Source organism: Ruegeria sp. B11 (genome assembly GCF_056539785.1).
In genome coordinates, this window is sequence record NZ_JBQFVO010000004.1 from 269,521 (window position 1) to 291,353 (window position 21,833).

At 56.1% G+C, this 21,833-nt stretch carries 22 protein-coding genes and 2 tRNA genes; 16 read left to right on the forward strand and 8 right to left on the reverse strand.

What is annotated here, in order from left to right:
- Positions 1-108 precede the first annotated feature (108 nt).
- Entirely contained in the window at positions 109-2,394 is a 2,286-nt protein-coding gene (locus ACR0I1_RS15790) for a glycosyl hydrolase family 28-related protein (RefSeq protein ID WP_480707188.1), read from the forward strand.
- A 38-nt stretch (positions 2,395-2,432) separates the two neighbouring features.
- Here ACR0I1_RS15790 and ACR0I1_RS15795 read toward each other — a convergent pair whose 3' ends face one another.
- Complete coding sequence (locus ACR0I1_RS15795) at positions 2,433-3,116, reverse strand: hypothetical protein (RefSeq protein ID WP_480707189.1); 684 nt, start codon at positions 3,114-3,116, stop codon at positions 2,433-2,435.
- 134 nt (positions 3,117-3,250) lie between these two features.
- On the opposite strand from ACR0I1_RS15795, the gene ACR0I1_RS15800 reads away from it, so the two are divergent.
- The 4 genes from ACR0I1_RS15800 to ACR0I1_RS15815 all read left to right on the forward strand — a co-directional run bounded on the left by ACR0I1_RS15800 (position 3,251) and on the right by ACR0I1_RS15815 (position 5,317).
- Entirely contained in the window at positions 3,251-3,577 is a 327-nt protein-coding gene (locus ACR0I1_RS15800) for an antibiotic biosynthesis monooxygenase family protein (RefSeq protein ID WP_170395957.1), read from the forward strand.
- Positions 3,578-3,642: 65 nt separating this feature from the next.
- Positions 3,643-4,050 (forward strand): universal stress protein, encoded by a 408-nt coding sequence (locus ACR0I1_RS15805; protein ID WP_170395959.1) that lies wholly within the window; start codon positions 3,643-3,645, stop codon positions 4,048-4,050.
- Positions 4,051-4,122: 72 nt separating this feature from the next.
- Complete coding sequence (locus tag ACR0I1_RS15810; protein WP_255612008.1) at positions 4,123-4,566, forward strand: excalibur calcium-binding domain-containing protein; 444 nt, start codon at positions 4,123-4,125, stop codon at positions 4,564-4,566.
- A gap of 397 nt (positions 4,567-4,963) precedes the next feature.
- Positions 4,964-5,317, forward strand: a complete 354-nt coding sequence (locus ACR0I1_RS15815) for an MmcQ/YjbR family DNA-binding protein (protein WP_170514068.1) — start codon at positions 4,964-4,966, stop codon at positions 5,315-5,317.
- Between the two features lie 5 nt (positions 5,318-5,322).
- Here ACR0I1_RS15815 and ACR0I1_RS15820 read toward each other — a convergent pair whose 3' ends face one another.
- The gene (locus ACR0I1_RS15820) at positions 5,323-6,033 is read right to left on the reverse strand and encodes an ORF6N domain-containing protein (RefSeq protein WP_255612009.1); all 711 of its coding nucleotides are present in this window, start codon (positions 6,031-6,033) and stop codon (positions 5,323-5,325) included.
- 211 nt (positions 6,034-6,244) lie between these two features.
- Between ACR0I1_RS15820 and ACR0I1_RS15825 the strand changes: the two genes are divergently transcribed.
- Positions 6,245-6,322 (forward strand) — tRNA-Arg (locus ACR0I1_RS15825).
- A gap of 102 nt (positions 6,323-6,424) precedes the next feature.
- On the opposite strand, the gene ACR0I1_RS15830 is transcribed toward ACR0I1_RS15825, so the two are convergent.
- Positions 6,425-6,907 (reverse strand): GNAT family N-acetyltransferase, encoded by a 483-nt coding sequence (locus tag ACR0I1_RS15830; RefSeq protein ID WP_480707191.1) that lies wholly within the window; start codon positions 6,905-6,907, stop codon positions 6,425-6,427.
- A gap of 13 nt (positions 6,908-6,920) precedes the next feature.
- On the reverse strand, positions 6,921-7,232 hold the full coding sequence (locus tag ACR0I1_RS15835; protein WP_480707192.1) for an ETC complex I subunit: 312 nt from the start codon (positions 7,230-7,232) through the stop codon (positions 6,921-6,923).
- 154 nt (positions 7,233-7,386) lie between these two features.
- On the opposite strand from ACR0I1_RS15835, the gene ACR0I1_RS15840 reads away from it, so the two are divergent.
- The gene (locus ACR0I1_RS15840; RefSeq protein ID WP_480707194.1) at positions 7,387-7,857 is read left to right on the forward strand and encodes an SRPBCC family protein; all 471 of its coding nucleotides are present in this window, start codon (positions 7,387-7,389) and stop codon (positions 7,855-7,857) included.
- Positions 7,858-7,934: 77 nt separating this feature from the next.
- The gene (gene uvrB, locus ACR0I1_RS15845; protein ID WP_480707196.1) at positions 7,935-10,121 is read left to right on the forward strand and encodes an excinuclease ABC subunit UvrB; all 2,187 of its coding nucleotides are present in this window, start codon (positions 7,935-7,937) and stop codon (positions 10,119-10,121) included.
- 7 nt (positions 10,122-10,128) lie between these two features.
- Here the strand turns inward: uvrB and ACR0I1_RS15850 are convergent, their stop codons facing one another.
- Positions 10,129-11,094 carry a hypothetical protein gene (locus ACR0I1_RS15850; protein WP_170512940.1) on the reverse strand — a complete coding sequence of 322 codons (966 nt, stop codon included), beginning with the start codon at positions 11,092-11,094 and terminating at the stop codon, positions 10,129-10,131.
- Positions 11,095-11,199: 105 nt separating this feature from the next.
- Positions 11,200-11,442, reverse strand: coding sequence for a TFIIB-type zinc ribbon-containing protein (locus tag ACR0I1_RS15855; protein WP_170408258.1), 243 nt, complete (start codon positions 11,440-11,442; stop codon positions 11,200-11,202).
- Between the two features lie 440 nt (positions 11,443-11,882).
- Here ACR0I1_RS15855 and ACR0I1_RS15860 point away from each other — a divergent pair, with 440 nt between their 5' ends.
- On the forward strand, positions 11,883-12,218 hold the full coding sequence (locus ACR0I1_RS15860; RefSeq protein ID WP_170514092.1) for a hypothetical protein: 336 nt from the start codon (positions 11,883-11,885) through the stop codon (positions 12,216-12,218).
- A gap of 111 nt (positions 12,219-12,329) precedes the next feature.
- Here ACR0I1_RS15860 and ACR0I1_RS15865 read toward each other — a convergent pair whose 3' ends face one another.
- Positions 12,330-13,334: an AraC family transcriptional regulator gene (locus tag ACR0I1_RS15865; protein WP_480707198.1), complete on the reverse strand. Its 1,005-nt coding sequence runs from the start codon at positions 13,332-13,334 to the stop codon at positions 12,330-12,332.
- A 124-nt stretch (positions 13,335-13,458) separates the two neighbouring features.
- Here ACR0I1_RS15865 and ACR0I1_RS15870 point away from each other — a divergent pair, with 124 nt between their 5' ends.
- From ACR0I1_RS15870 to ACR0I1_RS15885, 4 genes are all read left to right on the forward strand, one after another.
- On the forward strand, positions 13,459-14,871 hold the full coding sequence (locus ACR0I1_RS15870; RefSeq protein ID WP_480707200.1) for an amidohydrolase family protein: 1,413 nt from the start codon (positions 13,459-13,461) through the stop codon (positions 14,869-14,871).
- A gap of 86 nt (positions 14,872-14,957) precedes the next feature.
- The gene (locus tag ACR0I1_RS15875) at positions 14,958-15,662 is read left to right on the forward strand and encodes a DUF3299 domain-containing protein (protein ID WP_480707202.1); all 705 of its coding nucleotides are present in this window, start codon (positions 14,958-14,960) and stop codon (positions 15,660-15,662) included.
- Positions 15,659-16,837: a carbohydrate porin gene (locus ACR0I1_RS15880; RefSeq protein WP_480707204.1), complete on the forward strand. Its 1,179-nt coding sequence runs from the start codon at positions 15,659-15,661 to the stop codon at positions 16,835-16,837. Before ACR0I1_RS15875 ends, ACR0I1_RS15880 begins: the two co-directional genes overlap by 4 nt.
- 69 nt (positions 16,838-16,906) lie before the next feature.
- Positions 16,907-18,781 (forward strand): amidohydrolase family protein, encoded by a 1,875-nt coding sequence (locus tag ACR0I1_RS15885; RefSeq protein ID WP_480707206.1) that lies wholly within the window; start codon positions 16,907-16,909, stop codon positions 18,779-18,781.
- An 18-nt stretch (positions 18,782-18,799) separates the two neighbouring features.
- On the opposite strand, the gene ACR0I1_RS15890 is transcribed toward ACR0I1_RS15885, so the two are convergent.
- Positions 18,800-18,875: transfer RNA gene (locus ACR0I1_RS15890), tRNA-Val, on the reverse strand.
- A 408-nt stretch (positions 18,876-19,283) separates the two neighbouring features.
- On the opposite strand from ACR0I1_RS15890, the gene modA reads away from it, so the two are divergent.
- From modA to modC, 3 genes are read left to right on the forward strand one after another with little or no spacing between them, the layout of a single operon-like run.
- Complete coding sequence (modA, locus tag ACR0I1_RS15895; protein WP_480707208.1) at positions 19,284-20,048, forward strand: molybdate ABC transporter substrate-binding protein; 765 nt, start codon at positions 19,284-19,286, stop codon at positions 20,046-20,048.
- A gap of 4 nt (positions 20,049-20,052) precedes the next feature.
- Complete coding sequence (gene modB / locus ACR0I1_RS15900; RefSeq protein WP_170423885.1) at positions 20,053-20,745, forward strand: molybdate ABC transporter permease subunit; 693 nt, start codon at positions 20,053-20,055, stop codon at positions 20,743-20,745.
- On the forward strand, positions 20,742-21,833 hold the full coding sequence (gene modC, locus ACR0I1_RS15905) for a molybdenum ABC transporter ATP-binding protein (RefSeq protein ID WP_170423887.1): 1,092 nt from the start codon (positions 20,742-20,744) through the stop codon (positions 21,831-21,833). The genes modB and modC overlap by 4 nt, the downstream gene beginning before the upstream one ends.

The window sequence follows — 21,833 nt, forward strand, 5'->3', positions numbered from 1 at the left end:
CCGCGATTAATCCCTTTTCGATACTCAGACCCATGCGCTTGGGCTCAGGGCCCGGGCGGTATCGGGTTTTGGCGCGCGTGCTTGGCGCGATTGGGAAAGGGATTTTACATGAACAAGGCAATCACCGACGGCATCGTGTTCATGCCGCCCGCCTATGCGGCTGGTCTTGGGGTCTGGTCCAGCGGCGACGGCACGCCGGGCTCTCCGACCTATGAGGGGTCGGGCACGGGTGTGTTTGTTCCTGCGGATGCGGATTTTGCAGGCTGTCTGGAGATTTACAAGACGGCAGAACCGCAGCGGCTGCGGTATATGGGGCAGACGCCCTTGTTGCCGGGCTGCTATCTGCAGATCAAGGCGCGGGTGAAGGCGATCAGTGGGCCATTGCCCGAGGTGCGGATCGCGGGCTGGGCCGGTGGTGCCGGAGATGCGCATGTGGACGGGTTGGTCGAGCAGGGCTCGGCGGTGCAGCTGACCGGCTATGGCACCGTCCATGAGGTAACGGCCATCGTGGGCACGGGGCTGCGCCCCGGTGTGGATATGCCGTGGGGCAATGCGGCGCTTTACGGTCACTTTGGTCTGGATATCGAAGGCACCAACGGCGCGGTGGTGCGGGTGGATGATATCGAGATCGCGGATGTGACCTCGGTCTTCCTGCGCGACATGATCGGTTTGGTCGATGTGCGTGATTTTGGGGCGGTCGGGGATGGTGTCACCGATGACTCGGCAGCGTTTGAGGCAGCGGATCAGGCGGCGAACGGTCGCAAGGTTTACGTGCCGCAGGGTGAGTTCCGGCTGGAAGAGAACACCAATATGGCGTCCGAGATCTCGTTCGACGGAACTGTCACGATGCCGATCGACAAGATGCTGCTGCTGACCAAGAATTTCGATCTGCCCACCTATATCACCGCCTTCGGCGATGAAATGCTGGCGTTCAAGAAGGCGTTTCAGGCGCTGCTGAACAGCTCGGACCATGAATCGCTGGATCTGGGCGGGCGCAAGATCGCGGTGACCGAGCCCATCGATATGGCAGCGGCTGTGCCGAACCGGACGGGCTATGCCACCCGTCGCGTGGTGCGCAACGGGCAGTTTGACGTCAAAAGCAGCTCGACCTGGGATACCGAGACCTTCACCTCGATCGCGACCTACAGCCCGTCTGATCCTGATACGCTGACCAACGTGGCCAATGTGGCGAATATACCGGTGGGTTCGCTGGTCACCGGCAGCGGGGTCGGGCGTGAGGTTTATGTGCGGTCGAAAAACGAAAGCACCGGTGAAATCACGCTGAGTGCGCCGACTTATGATGCCGCAGGGACGCAGACCTTCACCTTCACATCGTTCAAGTACCTGCTAGATTTCAGCGGCTTCAGTGCGCTGCAGAAGTTCAACATGGAAGGGATCGAGTTCCAGTGTAACGGTCGGTGCAGCGCGATCCGGTTGTCTCCGGGCGGGAACACTTTTGTACTGAAAGACTGTTTCATCAGTCGCCCGAAGGACCGGGGTATCACATCAATCGGGCGCGGATGTCAGGGGATGCTGATCGATGGCTGTCAGTTCCTATCGACCGAGGAAAGTCTGGACGTGCCGGACCGAAGCTCAATCGCGCTGAACGCCAATGCCAACGACGTCAAGCTGCGCCACAACCGGGCCACGCGGTTCCATCATTTCGCGGTGCTAAGTGGGGACAACAATCTGGTGCTGGGCAACCACTTCTTCCAGGGCGACAACGTCGCGAACGGGGTGCGCAACGCTGGGTTGGTGATCATCGGCGGCTATAACAGTTCGTCCATCGCCGAGAACTATGTCGATAACTGTTTTATCGAATGGACCAACGAGCACGATGCCAACCCGGATTACTTCACCAGCTTCTCGTTCAGCGCGCTGAGCATCACTGATAACATCTTTTATGCCAGCGATGTTGCCCCCTGGTTCAGCTATCTGGTGATCCGCCCCCATGGCACAGGGCATTTCTTGAACGGGCTGACCGTGACCGGCAACAAGTTCCGCGTCAACAACGTGCGGATCGACCGAGTGGACCGGGTCGATACCAGTTTTGCCGATCTCGACCCGGAAAGGCACAAGAGGGTGTGTTTCGAGAACAATACGTTCCATGGCATCGATACGCCTTGCGCCAATCCATTGCGGCTGCAGCACACGCAAAGCTCACCGTCATCAGCCTGGACCGTCAGTTCGCAGGGGCGGTTGCCGTTTGGAGGCAGGGCGCGCGGGTGTGATGCGGTTGTTGCTCTGGGAAGCCTCAGGACATCGTTGAATGCGGTGCGCTATACCGCGCCATATGTCGAGTTGCGACAGGGATCGGGCCAGAGCGATATCCGCCTGCGCTGGTCCGAAGGCTTGCGTGGTGCGGTTTCGACCATTCTGCGGATTGATACCTGATTGATGTGGTGGGCCGCCTTTATGTAGGCGGCCCATCTTTAATAGCTGCGCCACAATCCAAATTTGATCCCGATGTTATCATCAGCCGAATTGCGCTCGGCACCCAGAATCCAGGTGAGTTTGCCCGTCTTTGGGCGATACATCAGCGAAGGTCGCAACCTCCAGTACCATGGTCGGTCCGAAACATAAGAAGTTTCGATCTGCAGGAGCGGGTCAAACCGTCGACCCGAGGACAGACCGGCCGTGAAATCCAATTTGCGGATCACTGTCTCATGGGTGCGGTTTTCGAGCGCTGCGTCGACATTGATCCATCCACCTCCCAATCCGGTTTGAATGCTTTTGCCGTAGGAAAGTGTTGCTTTGTACATTGCCCAACTACTGTACTGGCGATGGTGCGCGCCAACGCCGAACTCGGCCGCCAAACGCCCTGCTGACCCCATGTCTGCAACCGGCACGCGGGCAAAGACCAGCGCGTGCCCATACAAATCCTGATGCTCCTCGGCATCCAGTCCGATCGTGAGTTTCGGTCGCAATCCCCACTCGGTATAAAGCGAGGATTTGTACTTGTAGACGTCTTCCTCTTTGAAAGCGGTCACAGATAACGCGGTGAAGCTTGACCCCTTCTCGCGGAGCCACGCACCGGACCATGCCGGAGTGCACACCATAAAAAGCAGCGGAATGACGAGAACCAGACGAGCCATGGGGGCAGCATCGGCAGACATGGTTAACGGATGGTTAGTTTCTTGTTCATCTTCGAGAAAGATTTTTTGATCCAAAAACATTGTCTATGTGCAGGAAAAGGGTGGCGTTTTCAAAAGCTGTGCTAGGCTCGGGTCAGCTTTAAAGGAGGAGCCTTATGCCGCAGATTTCCAAAACCAACAGCTATCAGACTGTCATCACCACCTTCGAGATGACCCCCGGAACCTGCCAGGACCTTCTTGAGGCGCTGACCGATGCTTATGCCGAGTTCATTTCGAAACAGCCGGGTTTCATTTCAGCCGGATTGCATGTGAATGATGCCCAGACGCGGATTGCCAATTATTCACAATGGGAGCGCCGCGAGGATTTCCTGGCGATGTTGCGCACACCGGAAATGCGAGAGCGGAATCGCAGGGTTAACGAGCTGTGCAAGAGCTTTGAACCCGTGATGTACGACGTCGCCGAGACATTCGGTGAGACCTGATCTGAGTCAATGCACGGCCACCACCGGTCGCGCAGTATAGCGGCACAACTACGGAGGCGCGAGCCATGTATCATAACATTCTTGTTCCCATTTCCTTTGATGCTGAACGGGACAGCTCGGCAGCGTTGAAGCTGGCAGAACTACTGTCGACGCCCGAGGCTGCGGTTACGCTGCTGCATGTGGTAGAGCACATTCCGGATTATGCGATCTCGTACATGCCTGCCGAGTATCTGTCCGAAGCCCGCAAGGCCATTCAGACCGAGCTTGATGCTCTGGCGGCGCGCGTCCCGAATGCGAAGGGGCTGGTGGTTGAAGGCCATTCCGGGCGAACGATTCTGGACTGGGCCGAAGTGAATAAGCCCGACCTGATCATCCTGGCTTCGCACCGCCCGGGGATGCAGGACCTGTTGTTGGGTTCAACCGCGACCCATGTGGTGCGCCACGCCAAATGTGCCGTGCATGTGGTGCGATAAGGTCGAGCTTTTTCCAAGCCGACCCCGATTGCGGCCATGGCTTTGCCACATACCGCGTGTAAGACCTATGGCATGACAACCGGGAAACAAACGAAAGACACCGATCCGAACCCTCGTCTTACACGGCGGCAACGGCGGGCAGACGCGTTGCGCAGGCAGGCTCTGTCCCCGGTGCGTATTCTACTGATGGTGCTGGCCTTGCCCTTAACCACAGGAATGATCGCAATCGGTGTCTACCTGCGCGTTTCAGACTACGAACGTCATGAAGCGGTGATCCATCTGGTGGCGCTGGCTGGGTGTGATGCGGTGGAGATGCTGGGTTTCGGGCCTTTTCGCGAAGGAAGGCCCGGATATCATAAGCGCAATGACCCCGATGGCGATGGTGTCGCCTGTGGCTCGTTTGCCTTGCAGAAACCACGCAATGTCGCGATGCCGGGAGATATCCAAGCCAATCCCCGGAATCTTCAGACCCCGAAACAGCGCACTGTCGGAACGGCAAAGTTTTTGAAGCCTTGAATCGGTGGGGGGCGAAATCTTGAAAAGATTTCGGGGCGCTTTCTTTTCAAGAAAGCGTTGCGTGGCTCAGGTGAGCCAACGCACGGGTGCGCGGTTGCAGAAGATTACGATCTGGCCCGAGTTTTCCGCCACTTGATAACCGCGACGATTGATTTCGGCCATAAAACGCTCCATCCCGGCAAAGCGCTCTATATCGCGCGCCTTGCGACGGATTACGCCACCTTGCTGCACCGCCTTGGAGGCGAATAGATCACGGAGCCAAACCTCAGGCGAGAGGGGAGAATTACAGTTATACATCACCTATGATTTGGCGCAGCTAGGTTAATGCCGGGTAAAGAAAGTTGCGCCCGCAAAGCGGGTCTTGCCTTGTCCTGACCAGAGCGCCACAGTCGCCGCGATGACTCGTGATGAATTCAATGCCTTTTGCTCGGACCTCAAAGCCACCAGCCATGTCGTGCAGTGGGGCAACGCAGATGTCTGGAAAGTAAGCGGCAAAGTCTTTGCCATCTGTGGTTGGAACGACGGAAAGGATGCGTTTACCTTCAAGGCTACCGATCTAGCCTTTGAGGTCCTCGGAGATGAGCCGGGTATCCGCCCAGCGCCTTATCTGGCATCGCGAGGTATGAAATGGCTGCAGGTTTACGATGAACGTGGCATGAGCGACGCGTCGCTGCGAGATCATATTGTAATCTCATACGATCTGGTCGTAGCTAAGCTGACCAGAAAGGCGCGGGCAGAGCTGGGCCTTTAAGGCGGTCAGTCTTTCATGGCGTGCAGCAGCTCAAGCAGTTTTTTCCGGTCATCATCGTCGGCATAGTCTCCGCTGGCCAGCCGTTCGGCGATGCTCAGGCGCAGACGGTCATGTTGTGTGCGAACCTCTTCGCCCGCCGTTTCAGCGAGGGTCTTCATGATCACTGCCACCGCCTGCTGCCGTTTGGTGGTGGGATTGGCGATGTAGTCCACAAGGCTTTGCTGTCCGGAATCAAGGATGTTTTCGGCCAGATCACGCAGTTGATCCCCATTTGGAAGCAACGGCGTAGGGGCATCTTGCGGTGGCAGAATCTCAGGCGGGTTGCGCGGGGTTTCCGCTAGCGCATTGGTGCCGTCAACAAAGGCTTCGGTGATCATCCGCGTGATCCTGATCGCGCGCGGATCTTTAAACAAAGTCGAGGCAATAGCTACGCCGTAGTCGGTATAGACCCACGGATTGACCCGTCGGCCACCGCGGCCTTCGGGTTTTGAGATCACATTCTGTGATTGCAAATCCGCGACCTCAGCGTCGGAAAGCTGAAAGCGGTAGCCTTCGAACAGATCCTTATTGCGCGAGACGGCCTGATTGAAGGCGCTGACGGATTTTCCGTAAAACTGCGCCAGATCTTCTGCCAGAACCACGCGTACACCGCGCACCCGATGAATGGCGTTTTGGACCTCTTGAGGGCTGGGCAGGTTTTCCGGGTTCGTCATCATATCCGTTTGGAATCACAATTTGTGATTTCAAACGTGACGCAGGGCGCGCTGGGCTGCAAGTTTGAACTGCAGGTAGGTTCAATGTCTCTTGCCGAGAGGTCTACCAGATTCGGCCAATACCCTGATGGAAATAACCTTTTTGAAAGAACAAGCTTGCCCCCTATCAAGTTGACAATCCTAATGGATTGACTGATACAAACGGAACAAGACCGGGCCGTTAGCTCAGCTGGATTAGAGCAGGGAACTTCTAATTCTCAGGTCGGGGGTTCGAGTCCTCCACGGCTCGCCATTTTTTCAGATGTTTTTCGAAACGGGGCAAGGGTACGGCCCTTATATCTGAATTCAAAGCGGTCGGTCAGACTGCACCAAGCGGGTGCTTTCAGCTTTTCCCTCAGTGTTTTGGGCTGAACGTAAGGTCCAACCGCATAAACGCGCTGTTTGGATCGGCGTCATAGCCGTAGATCGGACCGCAATAGGAATATCCCAATGTTTCATATAGCTTGCGTGCTGCGTCATATTCCGAGAGATGATTTGCGCCAGTTTCCAGGACAAGTGCGGAAACGCCCTCGGCTCGGGCCAGATCGGCAAGATGGTTCATGATCACACGCGCCAATCCTCGGCCGCGCGCAGCAGCAACCACGTGCACCGATTTAACTTCGGCAGTGCCATCCGGCAGCGCCTTAAGCGCACCACAACCCAAGGGCTTACCCGCCTCATAAATAGCCCAAAAGCGAATGCCCGGCTCGCGCAGGGCATCAATGTCCAGCGTATGATTTGAGGTTTGCGGTGTCGCGTCCCAGCTATGGGCGAGATGCGCTTGAATGATCGGGCGCAGATCCTTGGCGCCGGGGTCTGCTTGGCGGATGTCGATCATTCACAGGGCCTTGTCAGTGGGTCCAGGGAGCGCGCCGGTCAGTGGCGAAATTCTCACCATAGCCGCGCGCCCGCAGGTTCGGCTTGCGCTCGTGCGGCTCGCATACCTGCGCGTCGATGCCGTTGTCTTTGGCATAGTCCAGCGCCTCTTCCTTGGTATCGAACTTCAGACGCACCTGCGTTTGGGTGTCATTGGACGAGGTCCAGCCCATCAGCGGATCGACCTCACGCGCAGAAGCCGGGGCGTATTCCAGAACCCATTTGCGGGTTTTGGCCATCCCCGAGGTCATCGCGTTTCGCGAAGGCTGGTAAATCCGTGCGCGCATGTCGCCTCTCCGTACTCACTTGGCTGAAGCTGTTTATGCGTCAGAGCGCGCGCCGGGACAAGATGACAATTGTCGCGGGTCGCATGGACTGCCTAATGACAGGTATTGTCATTAGTTCGGGGTAGAAAGCGCGCAGACATAAAAGGACAGCAGGATGCTTCACCAAGAACGCCACCTCGACATCAACGCCCGACCCAATGAGATTTGGGCTATCCTCCGCCGCTTTATGCATATCGATGAGTTTACCCCGCAGGTGACATCGGTTGATGCTTTGACTGCCGGATCGGATGGTGTTGGGTCACAGCGCCGGTGTCACTTCGCGAACGGCACATCATTGGTCGAAGAGGTGACGGATTGGCAGGTTGACCGCGGCTACACCGTACGGTTGTCGCAGATGGCGATGCCTCTGCGCGAAGCACAGGCGGCGATTGCCATCACACCGCTGTCCGACACGCGCAGCCGTGTTATCTGGAGTATGGATTTTCGTATGAAATATGGACCGTTGGGCTGGTTAATGGGACAAACCCTGTTGAAGATGATGATGGGTTGCGTACAGGCCGAGAACCTGTCGGCCTTGGCGGCGAAGGTTCAAACGCACCCCGACGCCCAACCCCGGACCGCTTAGCTGAAAATGAATCCAGATCAGCCCTTGCAGATGGACAAAATAAGAACAAATGTAGGGGCCTGACCCGGAGCCCGCCCATGCCTTATGCCCATTCCGACAAGACTCAACTGACCGCAGACGACGTGCGCGCGCGTCTGAAACTGGAGGGCGGCAAGCAGTTCGTCATGCACACCGAGTTCGCCCCGGCTGGCGACCAGCCGACGGCGATTAAGGAGCTGGCAGGCGGTGTGTATGATGGTGAGCGAGATCAGGTCCTGCTGGGTGCGACCGGGACGGGCAAGACCTTCACCATGGCCAAGGTGATTGAAGAAACGCAGCGGCCTGCGATCATCCTGGCGCCAAATAAGACGCTGGCAGCGCAGCTGTACGGGGAATTCAAGGGCTTCTTCCCAGAGAACTCGGTCGAGTATTTCGTTTCCTATTACGACTATTACCAGCCAGAAGCCTATGTGCCGCGGTCGGACACGTACATCGAAAAAGAATCGCAGATCAACGAACAGATCGACCGGATGCGCCACTCGGCCACGCGGGCGCTGCTGGAACGCGATGACGTGATCATCGTCGCCTCGGTCTCGTGCATCTACGGTATCGGTTCGGTCGAGACCTATGGAGCGATGACACAGGATCTGAAGGTGGGTCATGAGTATGACCAGAGGCAGGTGATGGCTGATCTGGTTGCCCAACAGTACCGCCGCAACGATCAGGCTTTCCAGCGCGGGTCCTTCCGGGTGCGTGGCGATTCCCTGGAAATCTGGCCGGCCCACCTTGAGGACCGTGCTTGGAAATTCTCGTTCTTCGGCGAGGAACTGGAAACCATCACCGAGTTCGACCCGCTGACCGGTGAACGTGCCGCGACGATGGAACAGGTGCGCGTCTATGCGAACTCGCACTACGTGACGCCGAAGCCGACGATGAACCAAGCGATCATTGGGATCAAAAAGGAACTCCGCATCCGGCTGGATCAACTGGTCGGAGAGGGCAAGCTGCTGGAAGCTCAAAGGCTGGAACAGCGTACGAACTTCGATCTGGAAATGCTCGAGGCCACCGGCGTCTGCAACGGGATCGAGAACTACTCGCGCTACCTCACGGGCCGTGCGCCGGGCGAACCGCCGCCAACCCTGTTCGAATTCATTCCGGACAACGCGATTGTCTTCGCCGACGAGTCCCATGTCAGTGTCCCGCAGATCGGCGGCATGTACCGTGGCGACTATCGGCGCAAGTTCACGCTGGCCGAACACGGGTTCCGCCTGCCGTCCTGCATGGACAATCGACCTTTGAAGTTCGAGGAATGGGACGCAATGCGCCCGCAATCCGTCTTTGTCTCGGCCACCCCGGCGAAGTGGGAGATCGAACAGACCGGCGGTGTCTTCACCGAACAGGTCATCCGCCCCACCGGCCTCTTGGACCCCGAGGTCGAAATCCGCCCGGTGTCGATGCAGGTGGACGACCTGCTGGACGAGGTGCGCAAGGTGGCCGCCAACGGATTCCGCACGCTGGTGACAACGCTGACCAAACGCATGGCCGAGGACCTGACCGAATACCTGCACGAACAGGGCATCAAGGTCCGCTACATGCACTCGGACATCGACACGCTGGAACGCATCGAAATCCTGCGCGATTTGCGGCTTGGGGCCTTCGACGTTCTGGTCGGCATCAACCTGCTGCGCGAAGGGCTCGACATCCCAGAATGCGGGCTGGTCGCCATTCTGGACGCGGATAAAGAGGGTTTCCTGCGCTCGGAAACCTCACTGATCCAGACCATCGGCCGCGCCGCGCGCAACGCCGATGGGCGGGTGATCATGTATGCCGACAAGATCACCGGCTCGATGGAGCGCGCCTTGGGCGAAACCAACCGCCGCCGCGCCAAACAGCTCGCCTATAACGAAGAACACGGCATCACGCCTGAGACCGTGAAGAAGAACGTCGAGGACGTTCTGGCCGGTCTTTACGAAGGCGATGTCGACATGAACCGGGTCACCGCCACCATCGACAAACCGATGCATGGTGCGAATTTGGAAGCGCACTTGGACGGGCTGCGCGACCAGATGCGCAAGGCCGCCGAGAATCTTGAATTCGAAGAGGCCGCCAACATCCGGGATGAGATCAAACGTCTGGAAGCGGTCGATCTGGCCGTCGCCGACGACCCCATGGCGCGCCAATGGGCGGTCGAGAAAGCCTCGGAAGACGCAGTGAAATCGCGGGGGCGGTCAACGGCTGGCAGGCCGGGGCAGCGGGGTGGGAATGTGAAGCGGAGGAAGCGGTGATATGCCCTTAGTCAGCCGCAACTGGGTATCGTGCGTCTCCACCGCCTTTTGCTGCCAAGGCGTCTAAAATTGCAATGGATTTTTTAACCTCGGCGCTGGAGGAATGTTCCCCTTGGATTGATCGCCTGAGCTCGATAACCAAAGCCTGCTTTATCTCCTGAAGGAAAATCGTACTGCTAACATCTGGGAATTTTTCGAAAGTAGGTTCTTGATGGGGGAGCGCTTCCAATATGGCTTTCTTCAAGCCCGAATTGATTTCTGGGCCTGTTAGCGGAGCACCTATTGCCAGTGTTTTTAATCGAATGGCACCAGTCATCAGTATTGAATGGTACGCCGAATAGAAGGCCCAAGCGCTTTCATTGACGAACAGCCTCGCCCAGTCGCAGCGCAAGTCCTTTGCAAACTCAGGAGTAAAAGTCTTAGTCAGCATTTCAGCTAACTCTTCGAACTTTTTTCGATCGCTAGATGAAGCGGCTTCAATTTCATCAAATTTTAGAATTTCTGCAATTTGCGCCGGCGCGAACAACTCGTCTAGCTTACCCACTGACGACCAAATAGCTTCGGCGGCTTCAATTTCGCGCTTTGACACTTCTTTTGCCCGATCAGATGATACGTCTAAAACAGATGATAGAATTTGGTCTTGCTTGGAATTCAACCGCTCAAAATCCAATTGAACCTGTTTAATTTGAAGCTCAAACGCATGTTGTCTTTCTTGCAGAACTTTCTGTGAAGAAAGTGCCACACGCTCCCCAACAACTTTCAATATGCTTTCACGGAATAGCAACCCAATTCCGACTATCAATGCCGCTGCAAAACCTGAAGAAACTAGCCAACCTATGAAGCTCTCCAAATACCTTCTCCCACTCAATCGTTGGTGTTTGACTAGAGAAGATTCTACCTGAAGGAAAGCACGGCAATGTGCTTGGTTGGTGTTCGCACTTATCTCACACCATTGCTTTTCAATTTGCCACATCCCACACTACCAACTTGCAGCAAGCGTAGGATGGGTGCTCGCACCCATCTCACCCGTGACTATACAACAAGCGATAAAACCCTCTCAGATCACGGTGCCAACGTCTTAGAAGTCAAACAGCTCATCCAGAAAGCCGCCGCGTTTCTTCTTTTTACGGTATCCGTGATCAGATCGGTCATCATAACCCCGCTGCGGCGGTGGGGGCGGCGTATGGTCGGCAGAGCGATCGATGATCTTGTCCAGTTCTCCACGGTCCAGCCACACGCCACGACATTGCGGACAATAATCAATCTCGACCCCGCTCCGCTCGGTGATTACCAGCTGAGTTCCATCAATCGGACATTGCATCAGACGCTCTCCTTTTTCTGTCCTGAACAGATGGGAGCGCGCGCAGGGTTTTTCACCCTACTGCGACCGCACGTCCCGCTATGGGCAAAGCTGTAGGGCAGAGTTGGCCCGGTCTCGCGCTGCCCCCTTCAGCATTGGAATTCACAAATTGAGGTTCCAAATGGTTGCCATGACGAACCCTAAGAAATTTCTCAGCAGCTGATGGGTGCAAAGACCGATTGTCTCTGTCTTCGAGCCCTCAATGCTGGGTTGGATACTCCCCAAAACGCGATGGAAATGTGCTTAGGGCTCACCTCAAAACGCAGGCGAAACCCAAACGTGAATTGGTCTAACGAGATGTGTGCTACGAGACCGCAGAACGACCCGAGTTTGGACAAAATTCCGCCCAAAATCGTCAATAGCCGCCGCAGTGCAACAGATCGAATACAGATTGGAAATCAATGAAAAAGGCAGCTCTTCTTCTTGCCCTATTGCCAGCAGCCGCAGTCGCTGAGGAGCGGGTGTTTGAATGTGAGGCACCGGATGCGGAACACCCGGAAATGGCCGCTCGGCTTGTGAAGTATGATGGCCAGCAAAAGGGCCACATCACGATCGGGGATATCGACAAGGATGTGGATGTGTTTCCCGGTCTCGACACCCTGACCTATCTGTATGTCGGTGAGGATTACACGCTGAATTATAACGTTCACCCTGAGAAGGGCACGTTCGACTACTCTGCCTCTGGCAGCAAGTCAGGATGGGGCAAGGGAACGTGCGTAGAGACCACGGGCCAATAATGGCGTTCGAATAGAATGATTTAAGGCGCGGTCGAGACGGCAGTCTGGTCGCGCCTTTGCTTTTGTTCCGAGATCAAGTTCGCACAGCTGATCCAAGCATTTGCAACATAATTACGAGCCAAGGCGGAACTTGGTCGGTGTCATTCCGGTCTGGCCCCTGAAAAAGCGTGTGAAATGGGATTTGTCGGAGTAGCCGAGCATTAGACCGATCTCAGCTATTGTCATTTTGTCTTCTCCGAGGTGTTCCTTGGCGACATCGACACGCAGCCGTTTGATTTCGCGGGGCAGCGTTGTGCCTTGCTGCTGAAGCGCCTTAAGAAACCGTTCCGGCTGTATTCCCAACAACCCGGCCACAACCTCTGGTCCCAAATCGGTTTCATCCAGCTTATCGCGTAAAACAGATCGCAAAGCAGCTACTACGGTTACTTCTTCATCTTGTCGCGGTGAGGCGATGGGCTTGGCAGAGCCCTCAGAGACATGGTGCAAAAACAACCATTCCACGGGAAAACTAATTTGCATTCCGGGATCGGTCCCAAGGCCAACCTCGATCCCTTTGTAGTCGATAGGCAGACCGTTGATGTATCTGCTTTCCCATCGCACACGCGAAGAATCCCAGGCATCCCCGACGACGGTCTGCAATAGGCGTACATAGATTGCGGCACCAAAACCGGTCACCTGAATCGGCGGTACAGTAGGCTCTTGTTGTCTTTCGATTCGATAAGTCGCTTTGTCCGCTTCTACGACAAGGCTGTGTCGCACAGAATTGGATTCCTGCGGTACAAGCCCCACGAAACGGGTAAAGAACTCGAACAGCGTCTTTGTCGATTGCAGGGCCTGAGCGAACGGAGGCCACTCTTGCAGGTCAAACGTCTCCCCTACTTTCAGTCCAAGGTATCGATCTCCTGACACTTCTGAGAAGGCGTTTACCAAACCGTAGACCAACTCTGAGTGCACGAACACGGCTGGGTCAGACAACAGTCCGGCTTTCAGGCCGACCTGATCCAATGCTGGTTGCGGATTGATCTTACGTTCGGTGAGATATTGCAGGAACGGAGCAGCTAAGGAGAGGCGAATAAAGCCCTCGCTATGCTCTTGAGAGGTGGAGTTGAAAGGCAAGCTCGTCACCCTTGTCTGGATTAGTTTTAAGAAGTGGCCATTTTTTCAATCACATTCGAACATCCTAATTCGAAAGTGGCAACCGAGCCAAGATTTTCCGGACTACAGTTTGCAAAACACGAATATGAAGGGAGTACTTATGTCCGGCCTACGATTGTCCCTTTGCTCGACGGTAATTGTCGCTGCAGCTCTTTCTTTTCCAACGTCCGCGCAGGCTCAGGATCAAGAAGAACCCCAAACGCTGTTTACCAATGTGCATGTCTTCGATGGCGTGAATGAACAGCGTATCGAGAATGCCAGCGTATTGGTCGAGGGTAATCTGATTAAGGCCGTATCAACCGATGCGATCGATGCCCCCAACGCCACGGTCATTGACGGAGAGGGACGGACACTGACCCCCGGGTTTATTGAACTGCACGCGCACCTCATGCTGATGGGGCCGACGTTACCTGCGATGGAGGCCAACACAACGTGGGAGGACTTTGCCATACACGGTGCACGGATGGCCGAGATGTATTTGATGCAGGGCTTCACCACAGTCAGGGATGCGGGTGGCGCCAATGGCGGGTTACGTCGCGCAATTGACGCAGGCCAAATTGACGGCCCGCGTTACTTTCCATCTGGTGCATTTATCGGAACGCGAGGTGGTCACGCTGACTTCGCGAATTTCACCGCACCGCCCGGGTCTGAAACAAACATGAGCAGGCTGAACTTGGCGCAGGAAATTAGCGGTGTTGATGACGTTTACAAGTTCGCACGCAACAATTTCCGCATGGGCGCGACGCAGTTGAAGTTCATGCAATCTGGTGGCGTCGTATCGGCCTTCGATCCGTGGCAGTTGCTGGCTGGATCGCCTGAGGAAATCAAAGCTGCGGTACAGGTGGCAAACGAGTATGGCAGCTATGTCATGGCGCATTCCTATCGGAAGGAAGCAATCCTGAGCGCGCTAGAGGCGGGTGTGATGTCGATCGAACACGGCTTCTCGTTTGACTGTGAAATTGCCCAAGTCATGAACGAAAAAGGGGCATATATTACGACCAACCTGACGGCCTTCGATCCCGGATTGCTTGATATTCCGGCAGTGGCAAATGTCCCGTCGAGCCTTGCCAAAGCAAAATCCGCCTCGGCCACATTTGCGGGCTACATCGACAATATGAAGGAATGCCCGGTGAAGCGAGGGTTCCAGACCGACTGTGTTGGTTCGGTCGAGGCATGCAATATCCAGATTGCCTACGAGAAGCACCTGAACAATGAGTTTTTTGGACCCTACACGTCGATGGTGACGTTGACATCGACGGGTGGTGAGGTGGTCGCTTTGTCAGGTGACTTTATGAACCCGTATACCGCCGGAAAACTCGGCGTTATCGAGGAAGGAGCTTATGCGGATATCCTGCTCATCGATGGTAACCCACTTGAAGACTTCTCGGTTGTTGGCACGGGTGATCAATGGTTCGGTGCCGACCCGAGGCCTGAAAGCCCAGATACGATCCGCCTGATCATGAAGGACGGCGTCATCTATAAAAACACACTGGATTGACCTGTCTGAACAGCCGGAGAGTATTTATGCGACATTGCTTCCGCTCCGTAGTATTCGCAGGGTTGGTTTGGTGTGCTCATCCTGTCATGGCGACACCAGGAACCGCGTTAGACTGGTCTGACCTGCCTGACCCGTCCGCGCAGGTCTTTGAAGACCCCTATCGCGAACTTAGCGCTGAACAGTTCGACGATGTTCTTTACGTCGTAAGGCTGCGCGGCAGATTGCAGCGGGAATCTGGTAGCGATGAAGAAAGGCAGAAATGGCAAGAGCTTCTGACCGAGACTGAGGATGCCTTGGTGGCAGATGGTATTGATGTCGACTGGCTACTCGATCAGCGAGAGGTCGTAACAGAACGTCGAAGAAAGGCTGGTACAAACGGAAATCCGCAATTCGACGGTCAAACAATCACACTCGCGGGCTTTGCCATTCCTGCTCCGAGTGATCCGGATGGTCGGCCTGTGGCGTATTTGGTGCCAGAAAGAGGGATGTGCAGTCACATGCCTCCACCTCCGCCCAACCAAATGATCCGTGTACGGCTTAATGGAGACTGGACGCCCAGCTATTTCCACGAACCCGTTCGGCTGACGGGCACGCTGACTATCGATCCTTCTGTTCAGAATATGATGGTTGTGGACGGCCTCATGCCTATGAATGCGACTTTCCAGTTAGAGACGGAACGCGTCGAAACACTGGAAACTGAAACAGACAGGCTGGAATGGAAGCAGCGCGCCGCCGATCGCATCCGGGCGGCGGGAGCTCGCAAGACCAGCGGGGCAAAGACGTCTGAATGATAAGACTTCTGTTTGCCGCATTGAGTATTGCCTTTGCTGGCGCAGCGTCGGCCCAAGGACTATCCGGACCATCTTCAGTTGAAGCTGATCTAGAGCCCGGCGATGGGCTAACCGATCCGCAATACCGTACCGATTTTCCACGCAATATCGCACCAGGTTGGTTTCAGTGGAAAGACCGACTGGCAGAGGACGGTTTTCGCTTCAATATTGACTACTTGGCATTGGGCCAATCCACGAATGCTGATCTTGGAACCGGCGAAGCGGCAAGCGGAATTGCGCGTTTTTACGGTAGTTGGCAGGCAACTGAACGCGGCTCTTTGACATTCAAGATCGAAGATCGGCACAGTTACACTGATGTTGCCCCACAGTTTCTTGGGCTGGATGGCGGAGCACTTTCGATCACTGGGACAGCCTTCAACGATAATGGTTTGCTGCTGACCAATCTATTCTGGACGCAAAGGGCCGAGAACGGCGCGTGGACGCTGCAAGTCGGGCAGATTGATGTAACGGACTTTGTGGACATTTATGGGTTGGTCAGCCCATACAGCGGTTTCCAGAACCTGTCTTTCAATACCAATCCGACTATTAACACACCCAATCAAGGCCTTGGCATTGCCGGTGGCGTAAAGCTGAGCGAAAACTTCTACGCTGTTGCGAGCATCTCAGACGCAAACGCCGACCCGTCTGATCCAAACTTTGATGTGTTTAGCGATGGTAATCTCTTCAAGTCACTCGAGCTTGGTTACACCTCCGGCTTTGATCGCATCTACTTTGACAATATCCATTTGACCCTTTGGCATGCGGATGCAGCCGACGATGGTAGCCGCCCTGAAGATTATGGGGCTGCCTTCTCAGCGGCTTGGTTTGTTGGCAATAAATGGATGCCATTCTTCAGGGCAGGGGCCTCAAAAGGGACAGCGGCGCTTTATGATCGGTCCGTTTCTGCAGGTCTGGGATATTACGGTCGTAATACCGATCTGGCCGGGCTGGGACTGAACTGGGCCGAGGCAAGGGGCATAGACAGTGATCAGTTCACGCTCGAAGCATTCTATCGTTTTTCAATATCACCCGGGCTGCAGATCACGCCATCACTGCAGTTCATATCTGACCCGCTGCTGAACCCCACGCAGGATAGCATTATGCTGTTCGGTCTAAGAACTCGGATCGTTTTCTGAGGTGGGGCGAAAGCAGACTCCAAAAACAACAAAACATTCAGTTTTGTCGATAAAAGGGAGGATCCATCCATGCGTACCTTGTTTCTGGCGGGCACGTTGTCTGTTTTTTCGACACTAGGCGCCGCGCAGACTTACGACATCGTCATTCTCAACGGTCGGGTCATGGACCCGGAAACCGGGTTCGACCAGATTGCAAACGTTGGAATTAGCAACGGCTGGATCACTGCGATTACCGACGAAGATATTAACGGCAGCCAGACCATCGATGCGACAGGGCACGTTGTGTCACCCGGATTTATCGACCTTGAGCAACACGGGTTGGACCCTTGGGGTATTAAAGTAAACCTTAGGGATGGCGTCACAACTCAAATGGATTTTGAGGTCGGAGCCGCTAACGTTGATGAATGGTATGAAGCACGAGAGGGCTCAACGCAGGCAAATTATGGCACGGTGGTTGGACAAGAATTCGCACGGATGCGGGTCCATGACGGGCTCGTGCTTGAAGGTGGAGATATAGACTTCCGGAACTTCTTCGCACTGAGGGCACAATCTGTGGAAGACGGCGTCGAGGGGTGGTCTTCTGTACCAAGCAACCGTGAGCAGATGAACGAAATCACTGCCCAGCTGGATGAGGGACTACGTCTTGGAGCACTTGGTGTGGGATCGACCATTGGTTACGCCCGCGAAGGTATTACCACCTATGAGATGTTCGAAGCACAGCGGGCTGCGGCGCGTTACGGTAGACTGACTTCCGTCCATCACCGATTTCATCCCAGTGCTTCGACGCCGACAGAAACACAGACGGGTGTAAATGAAATCTTGGTCAATGCGATGGTGCTTGGTGCCCCGCTGCACATTCATCATGACAATGATTATGGGTGGTGGGAAAATCAGGAAAAGCTCCAGATGGCCCGCGACCAAGGCTACAACGTCTGGTCCAGCTACTATCCTTGGACTGCCGGATCGGGAAACTACGGAGCCTCGATCATCGCCCCCGAAAATTGGGAAGGTTCGATGGGGTACAAATACGAAGACACCATCTTTGATCCCCAACTCGATCGCTTCGTTACAAAAGACGAGTTTTTGAGCTTCGCTGAGAATGAACCGGGACGGACGGCAATTGTTTTTAGCCCGCCAAGGGAGCAATGGCTGAATGATTGGATTACTATCGCAGGCTATGGCATCTCGGGCGACGGTATGGCCGGGCTAGACATCGAGGGCAACTTGATGAATTGGGATGCTCCTTACGAAGATTATGCCGGGCATCCTCGGTCAGCAGGCAGCCACGCGCTTGTCTTGAGACTGGCTCGCGAAGCGAATGTGCCGCTTATGCTCACACTCACTCAGCTAAGTTACATCCATGCGAAGCGCTTAGGTGACACAGGGTTGCGAGCAATGCAGGTGCGTGGGCGTATGCAAGAAGGCATGGTCGCGGACATCACGATTTTCGACCCGGAATCTGTGACCGAAAAGGCGAACTATACTCTCGGTCAGCAAGGTCTTCCGTCAGAAGGCATTCCGTACGTGCTCGTTAACGGAACCCTTGTTGTTAACAACAGTGAAGTTCAGCGGGATATTTATGCCGGACAGCCGATCCGGTTTCCAGTCGAGGAGAGCGGACGTTTCGTTCCGGCTGGTCGCGAGCAGATCATGGGTATTCTCACGCCGGATACCGGCACGGCCCGTCCAACACTGCTCGATGATATCACAAATAGTGAAGCCAATGTCGCACCTGTTGATCCACCAACCAATCAGATTGCATCGATAGAGCCCACCGACCCCTTTGATTGGTTTACTCCTCGCAACGGCCTAGATGACGGTGCCCTGTTCTTTTGCGTCGTGCATGCTCGCTTCGAGGACCGTGCAACGGTAAATCGTGATTATGCGAAGGCCATGATGTCTAAAACGGGCGGATTTAGAGGTGCTAGTCGCGTAAGACCTTGATCCATTGTGGGGAAAGGATGGTGGGTGATGAGAGACTCGAACTCCCGACATCTTCGGTGTAAACGAAGCGCTCTACCAACTGAGCTAATCACCCGTGAGGGCTCATGTAGCTAAGCCCGTGCGTGGGTGCAAGAGGGTATGGCACAATTTCTTTTGCAAAATTGCGCAAGGTTTCAGATCAGCGTTTAGGCAACTGGGCGCGGTTACCAATCGAGCAAACTCATTTGTCATATCGTGGTTGAATAGCGAAATGCGGATATCGCTGTTCAGGCGAGGCGGATCAGACACGTTGTTTAGCGATTGAGCGCTCTACCTCGGGAGTTTCCGGTTTTAGAGAAGCGCGACAGCATATTGATCTTGGGTTGGGCGATTCTCGTTTTCCATCGAATTCTGAGTTCAATATGGGCCGTAGCTTTGGTTGTAAGGCCAAAGGGCCTTGCCTGCCATGTGTTGCCTCCGATATGCCCAGAGGGATTGCAACCCTCTGATCCGGAGGCAAAGAATGACGGGCGCCTGTCGCTGTCTGATCGCAGCTTTGGCCTTCTGCGCGATACTCGCTGCCCCGGTTCGGGCCGAGGGCGTGCTGGTTTTTGCCGCCGCCAGCCTCAAGACCGCACTGGACGTGATTGCCAGAAGTTATGAGGCTGAGACCGGGCAAGAGGTGACGGTGTCGTACGCGGCCTCCTCGGTGCTGGCGCGGCAGATACAAGCGGGGGCGCCCGCCGATCTGTTCATTTCGGCCAACGAGGATTGGATTGACGTGCTGCAGGATGAGGGCCTGATCGATACCGCTTCACGTATTGAGTTGCTGGGTAACGGTCTGGTTTTGATTGGTGCGCCGGGGGCTGACACGGCCGAGATTGAGGCGGGGTTTGACCTGAGCACCCGTCTAGGCAGTGGGTATCTGGCCATGGCTTTGGTCGATGCGGTGCCTGCGGGCATCTATGGCAAGGCCGCGTTACAGGGTCTGGGACTCTGGGGCGATGTTCAGGACCGGATTGCCCAGACGGACAATGTTCGTGCCGCGCTGGCGCTGGTTGCGACGGGGGCGGCGCCTTTGGGGATCGTCTATCGCTCGGACGCTGTGGCTGATGAGCGGGTCGGGGTCATCGGTGTCATCCCTGCGGATGTCCATCCGAAAATTGTGTATCCGGCAGCCCTGACTTCTACTGCAGAACCTGCGGCGCACGCGCTTTTGACCTATTTGCAAGGCAATTCCGCACGGGCCGAATTTATGAGGCAGGGGTTCTCCCTGCCCGAAGGGTAGTACGATGGGATGGTTGGGCCCGGCAGAGATGGAGGCATTGCGCCTGTCGCTGCGCGTATCGTTCTGGGCAACGCTGATCACGTTGCCCTTTGGGATTTTCATTGCCTATGCGCTTGCGCGCTGGCGGTTTCCGGGGCGCCAGTTGCTGAATGGTCTGGTTCATCTGCCTCTGATCCTGCCGCCGGTGGTGACCGGCTATCTGCTGCTGCTGACCTTTGGGATTCAGGGGCCGTTGGGCGCGCCTTTGGCCGAGCTTGGGATCGTTTTTGCTTTCCGATGGACTGGCGCTGCGCTGGCTGCCGGGATCATGGCTTTTCCGCTGATGGTGCGCGCGATCCGGTTGTCGATCGAGGCGGTAGACCCAAAACTGGAACAGGCAGGCGCCACTTTGGGGGCCTCGCGTCTGCTGGTCTTTGGAACGGTGACGCTGCCGATGATCCTGCCTGGGGTCATTGCGGGCGCGATCCTGGCGTTTGCCAAGGCGATGGGAGAGTTCGGGGCCACGATCACCTTTGTTTCGAACATACCCGGTCAGACGCAGACGTTGCCCTCGGCAGTCTATGCGTTCTTGCAGGTTCCGGGGGGTGAGGCGGCGGCGACTCGGTTGGTGATCATCTCGATCATCGTCGCTATGGGCGCGCTTTTGCTGTCGGAATATGTCGGCCGTCGTGTGGCCAAACGCGTGGCCGGATCATGAGCCTGTCCGTCCGCCTGCAACACCAGCTGCCCGGGATGAAGCTGGACCTCGATTTCGACGCACCTTCCGGTGTAACGGTTCTGTTTGGGCGTTCTGGTTCGGGAAAGACGACGGTGGTGAATGCAGTCGCGGGGCTACTGAGGCCCGAGGCCGGGCGGGTCGCGGTCGGCGATTGGGTGTTATTCGACACGGATCGTGGGGCATGGCTGCCGCCGCATCGGCGGCGTCTGGGCTATATCTTTCAGGAAGGCCGTCTGTTCCCGCATCTGACCGTACGCCAGAACCTGAATTATGGTCGCTGGTTTGCACCGCGCGGGGCACGACGCGAAAACCCGGATCGGGTGATCGAGATGTTGGGTGTTGGCCATCTGCTGGACCGCCGCCCAGCGATGCTATCGGGGGGTGAGAAACAGCGCGTCGCCATTGGCCGCGCCCTGCTGGCCAGCCCGCGCCTGATCCTTGCGGATGAGCCTCTGGCCGCGCTCGACGACGCGCGCAAGGCTGAAATCCTGCCCTATTTCGAACGGTTGCGGGATGAGGTCTCGGTCCCGATACTTTATGTGACCCATTCGGCGGCCGAGGTTGCCCGGCTTGCAACGTCCGTGGTCGCGCTGCAGGACGGGCGTGTCGTGCGGCATGGTCCCGCGTCCGATGTTCTGTCGGACCCATCCGTGGCCCCTGCAGGCGTGCGCGCGGTGGGGGCCGTTCTGCGGGTCCGTGTTACGGCGCATCACGACGATGGCCTGTCCGAACTTGATGCCGGTGGCGCTCGTCTTTACCTGCCTCGGATTGCCCATCAAATCGGCGAAGAGCTGCGTATTCGTATTCCGGCGCAAGAGGTGATCCTGTCCAGTAGACCACCCGAGGGTCTTTCAGCCTTGAATGTGTTGTCGGGGCAGGTCGAGGCGATCCGGGCAGGTGAGGGGCCCGGTGCAATCGTGTCGGTCAAAACAACTGCGGGTGTTGTGCTGGCGCGCGTGACCCGACGCTCGGTCGCGGCGCTGGGTTTGCAGCAGGGCAGTACATGCTATGCGGTGATCAAGACCGTCGCGCTGGCTCCGCAGGATGTCGGGGGGCGGGTTGTCTAG

Coding starts and splice junctions, on each gene's coding strand:
- ACR0I1_RS15835 (WP_480707192.1), bottom strand. CDS start 7,232: ATGCGCGCACGGATTTACCAGCCTTCGCGAAACGCGATGACCTCGGGG.
- ACR0I1_RS15840 (WP_480707194.1), top strand. CDS start 7,387: ATGCTTCACCAAGAACGCCACCTCGACATCAACGCCCGACCCAATGAG.
- ACR0I1_RS15880 (WP_480707204.1), top strand. CDS start 15,659: ATGATAAGACTTCTGTTTGCCGCATTGAGTATTGCCTTTGCTGGCGCA.
- ACR0I1_RS15790 (WP_480707188.1), top strand. CDS start 109: ATGAACAAGGCAATCACCGACGGCATCGTGTTCATGCCGCCCGCCTAT.
- ACR0I1_RS15795 (WP_480707189.1), bottom strand. CDS start 3,116: ATGTCTGCCGATGCTGCCCCCATGGCTCGTCTGGTTCTCGTCATTCCG.
- ACR0I1_RS15870 (WP_480707200.1), top strand. CDS start 13,459: ATGAAGGGAGTACTTATGTCCGGCCTACGATTGTCCCTTTGCTCGACG.
- ACR0I1_RS15805 (WP_170395959.1), top strand. CDS start 3,643: ATGTATCATAACATTCTTGTTCCCATTTCCTTTGATGCTGAACGGGAC.
- ACR0I1_RS15820 (WP_255612009.1), bottom strand. CDS start 6,033: ATGATGACGAACCCGGAAAACCTGCCCAGCCCTCAAGAGGTCCAAAAC.
- ACR0I1_RS15850 (WP_170512940.1), bottom strand. CDS start 11,094: ATGTGGCAAATTGAAAAGCAATGGTGTGAGATAAGTGCGAACACCAAC.
- ACR0I1_RS15885 (WP_480707206.1), top strand. CDS start 16,907: ATGCGTACCTTGTTTCTGGCGGGCACGTTGTCTGTTTTTTCGACACTA.
- ACR0I1_RS15815 (WP_170514068.1), top strand. CDS start 4,964: ATGACTCGTGATGAATTCAATGCCTTTTGCTCGGACCTCAAAGCCACC.
- modA (WP_480707208.1), top strand. CDS start 19,284: ATGACGGGCGCCTGTCGCTGTCTGATCGCAGCTTTGGCCTTCTGCGCG.
- modC (WP_170423887.1), top strand. CDS start 20,742: ATGAGCCTGTCCGTCCGCCTGCAACACCAGCTGCCCGGGATGAAGCTG.
- ACR0I1_RS15810 (WP_255612008.1), top strand. CDS start 4,123: ATGACAACCGGGAAACAAACGAAAGACACCGATCCGAACCCTCGTCTT.
- ACR0I1_RS15830 (WP_480707191.1), bottom strand. CDS start 6,907: ATGATCGACATCCGCCAAGCAGACCCCGGCGCCAAGGATCTGCGCCCG.
- ACR0I1_RS15860 (WP_170514092.1), top strand. CDS start 11,883: ATGAAAAAGGCAGCTCTTCTTCTTGCCCTATTGCCAGCAGCCGCAGTC.
- ACR0I1_RS15855 (WP_170408258.1), bottom strand. CDS start 11,442: ATGCAATGTCCGATTGATGGAACTCAGCTGGTAATCACCGAGCGGAGC.
- uvrB (WP_480707196.1), top strand. CDS start 7,935: ATGCCTTATGCCCATTCCGACAAGACTCAACTGACCGCAGACGACGTG.
- ACR0I1_RS15875 (WP_480707202.1), top strand. CDS start 14,958: ATGGCGACACCAGGAACCGCGTTAGACTGGTCTGACCTGCCTGACCCG.
- modB (WP_170423885.1), top strand. CDS start 20,053: ATGGGATGGTTGGGCCCGGCAGAGATGGAGGCATTGCGCCTGTCGCTG.
- ACR0I1_RS15800 (WP_170395957.1), top strand. CDS start 3,251: ATGCCGCAGATTTCCAAAACCAACAGCTATCAGACTGTCATCACCACC.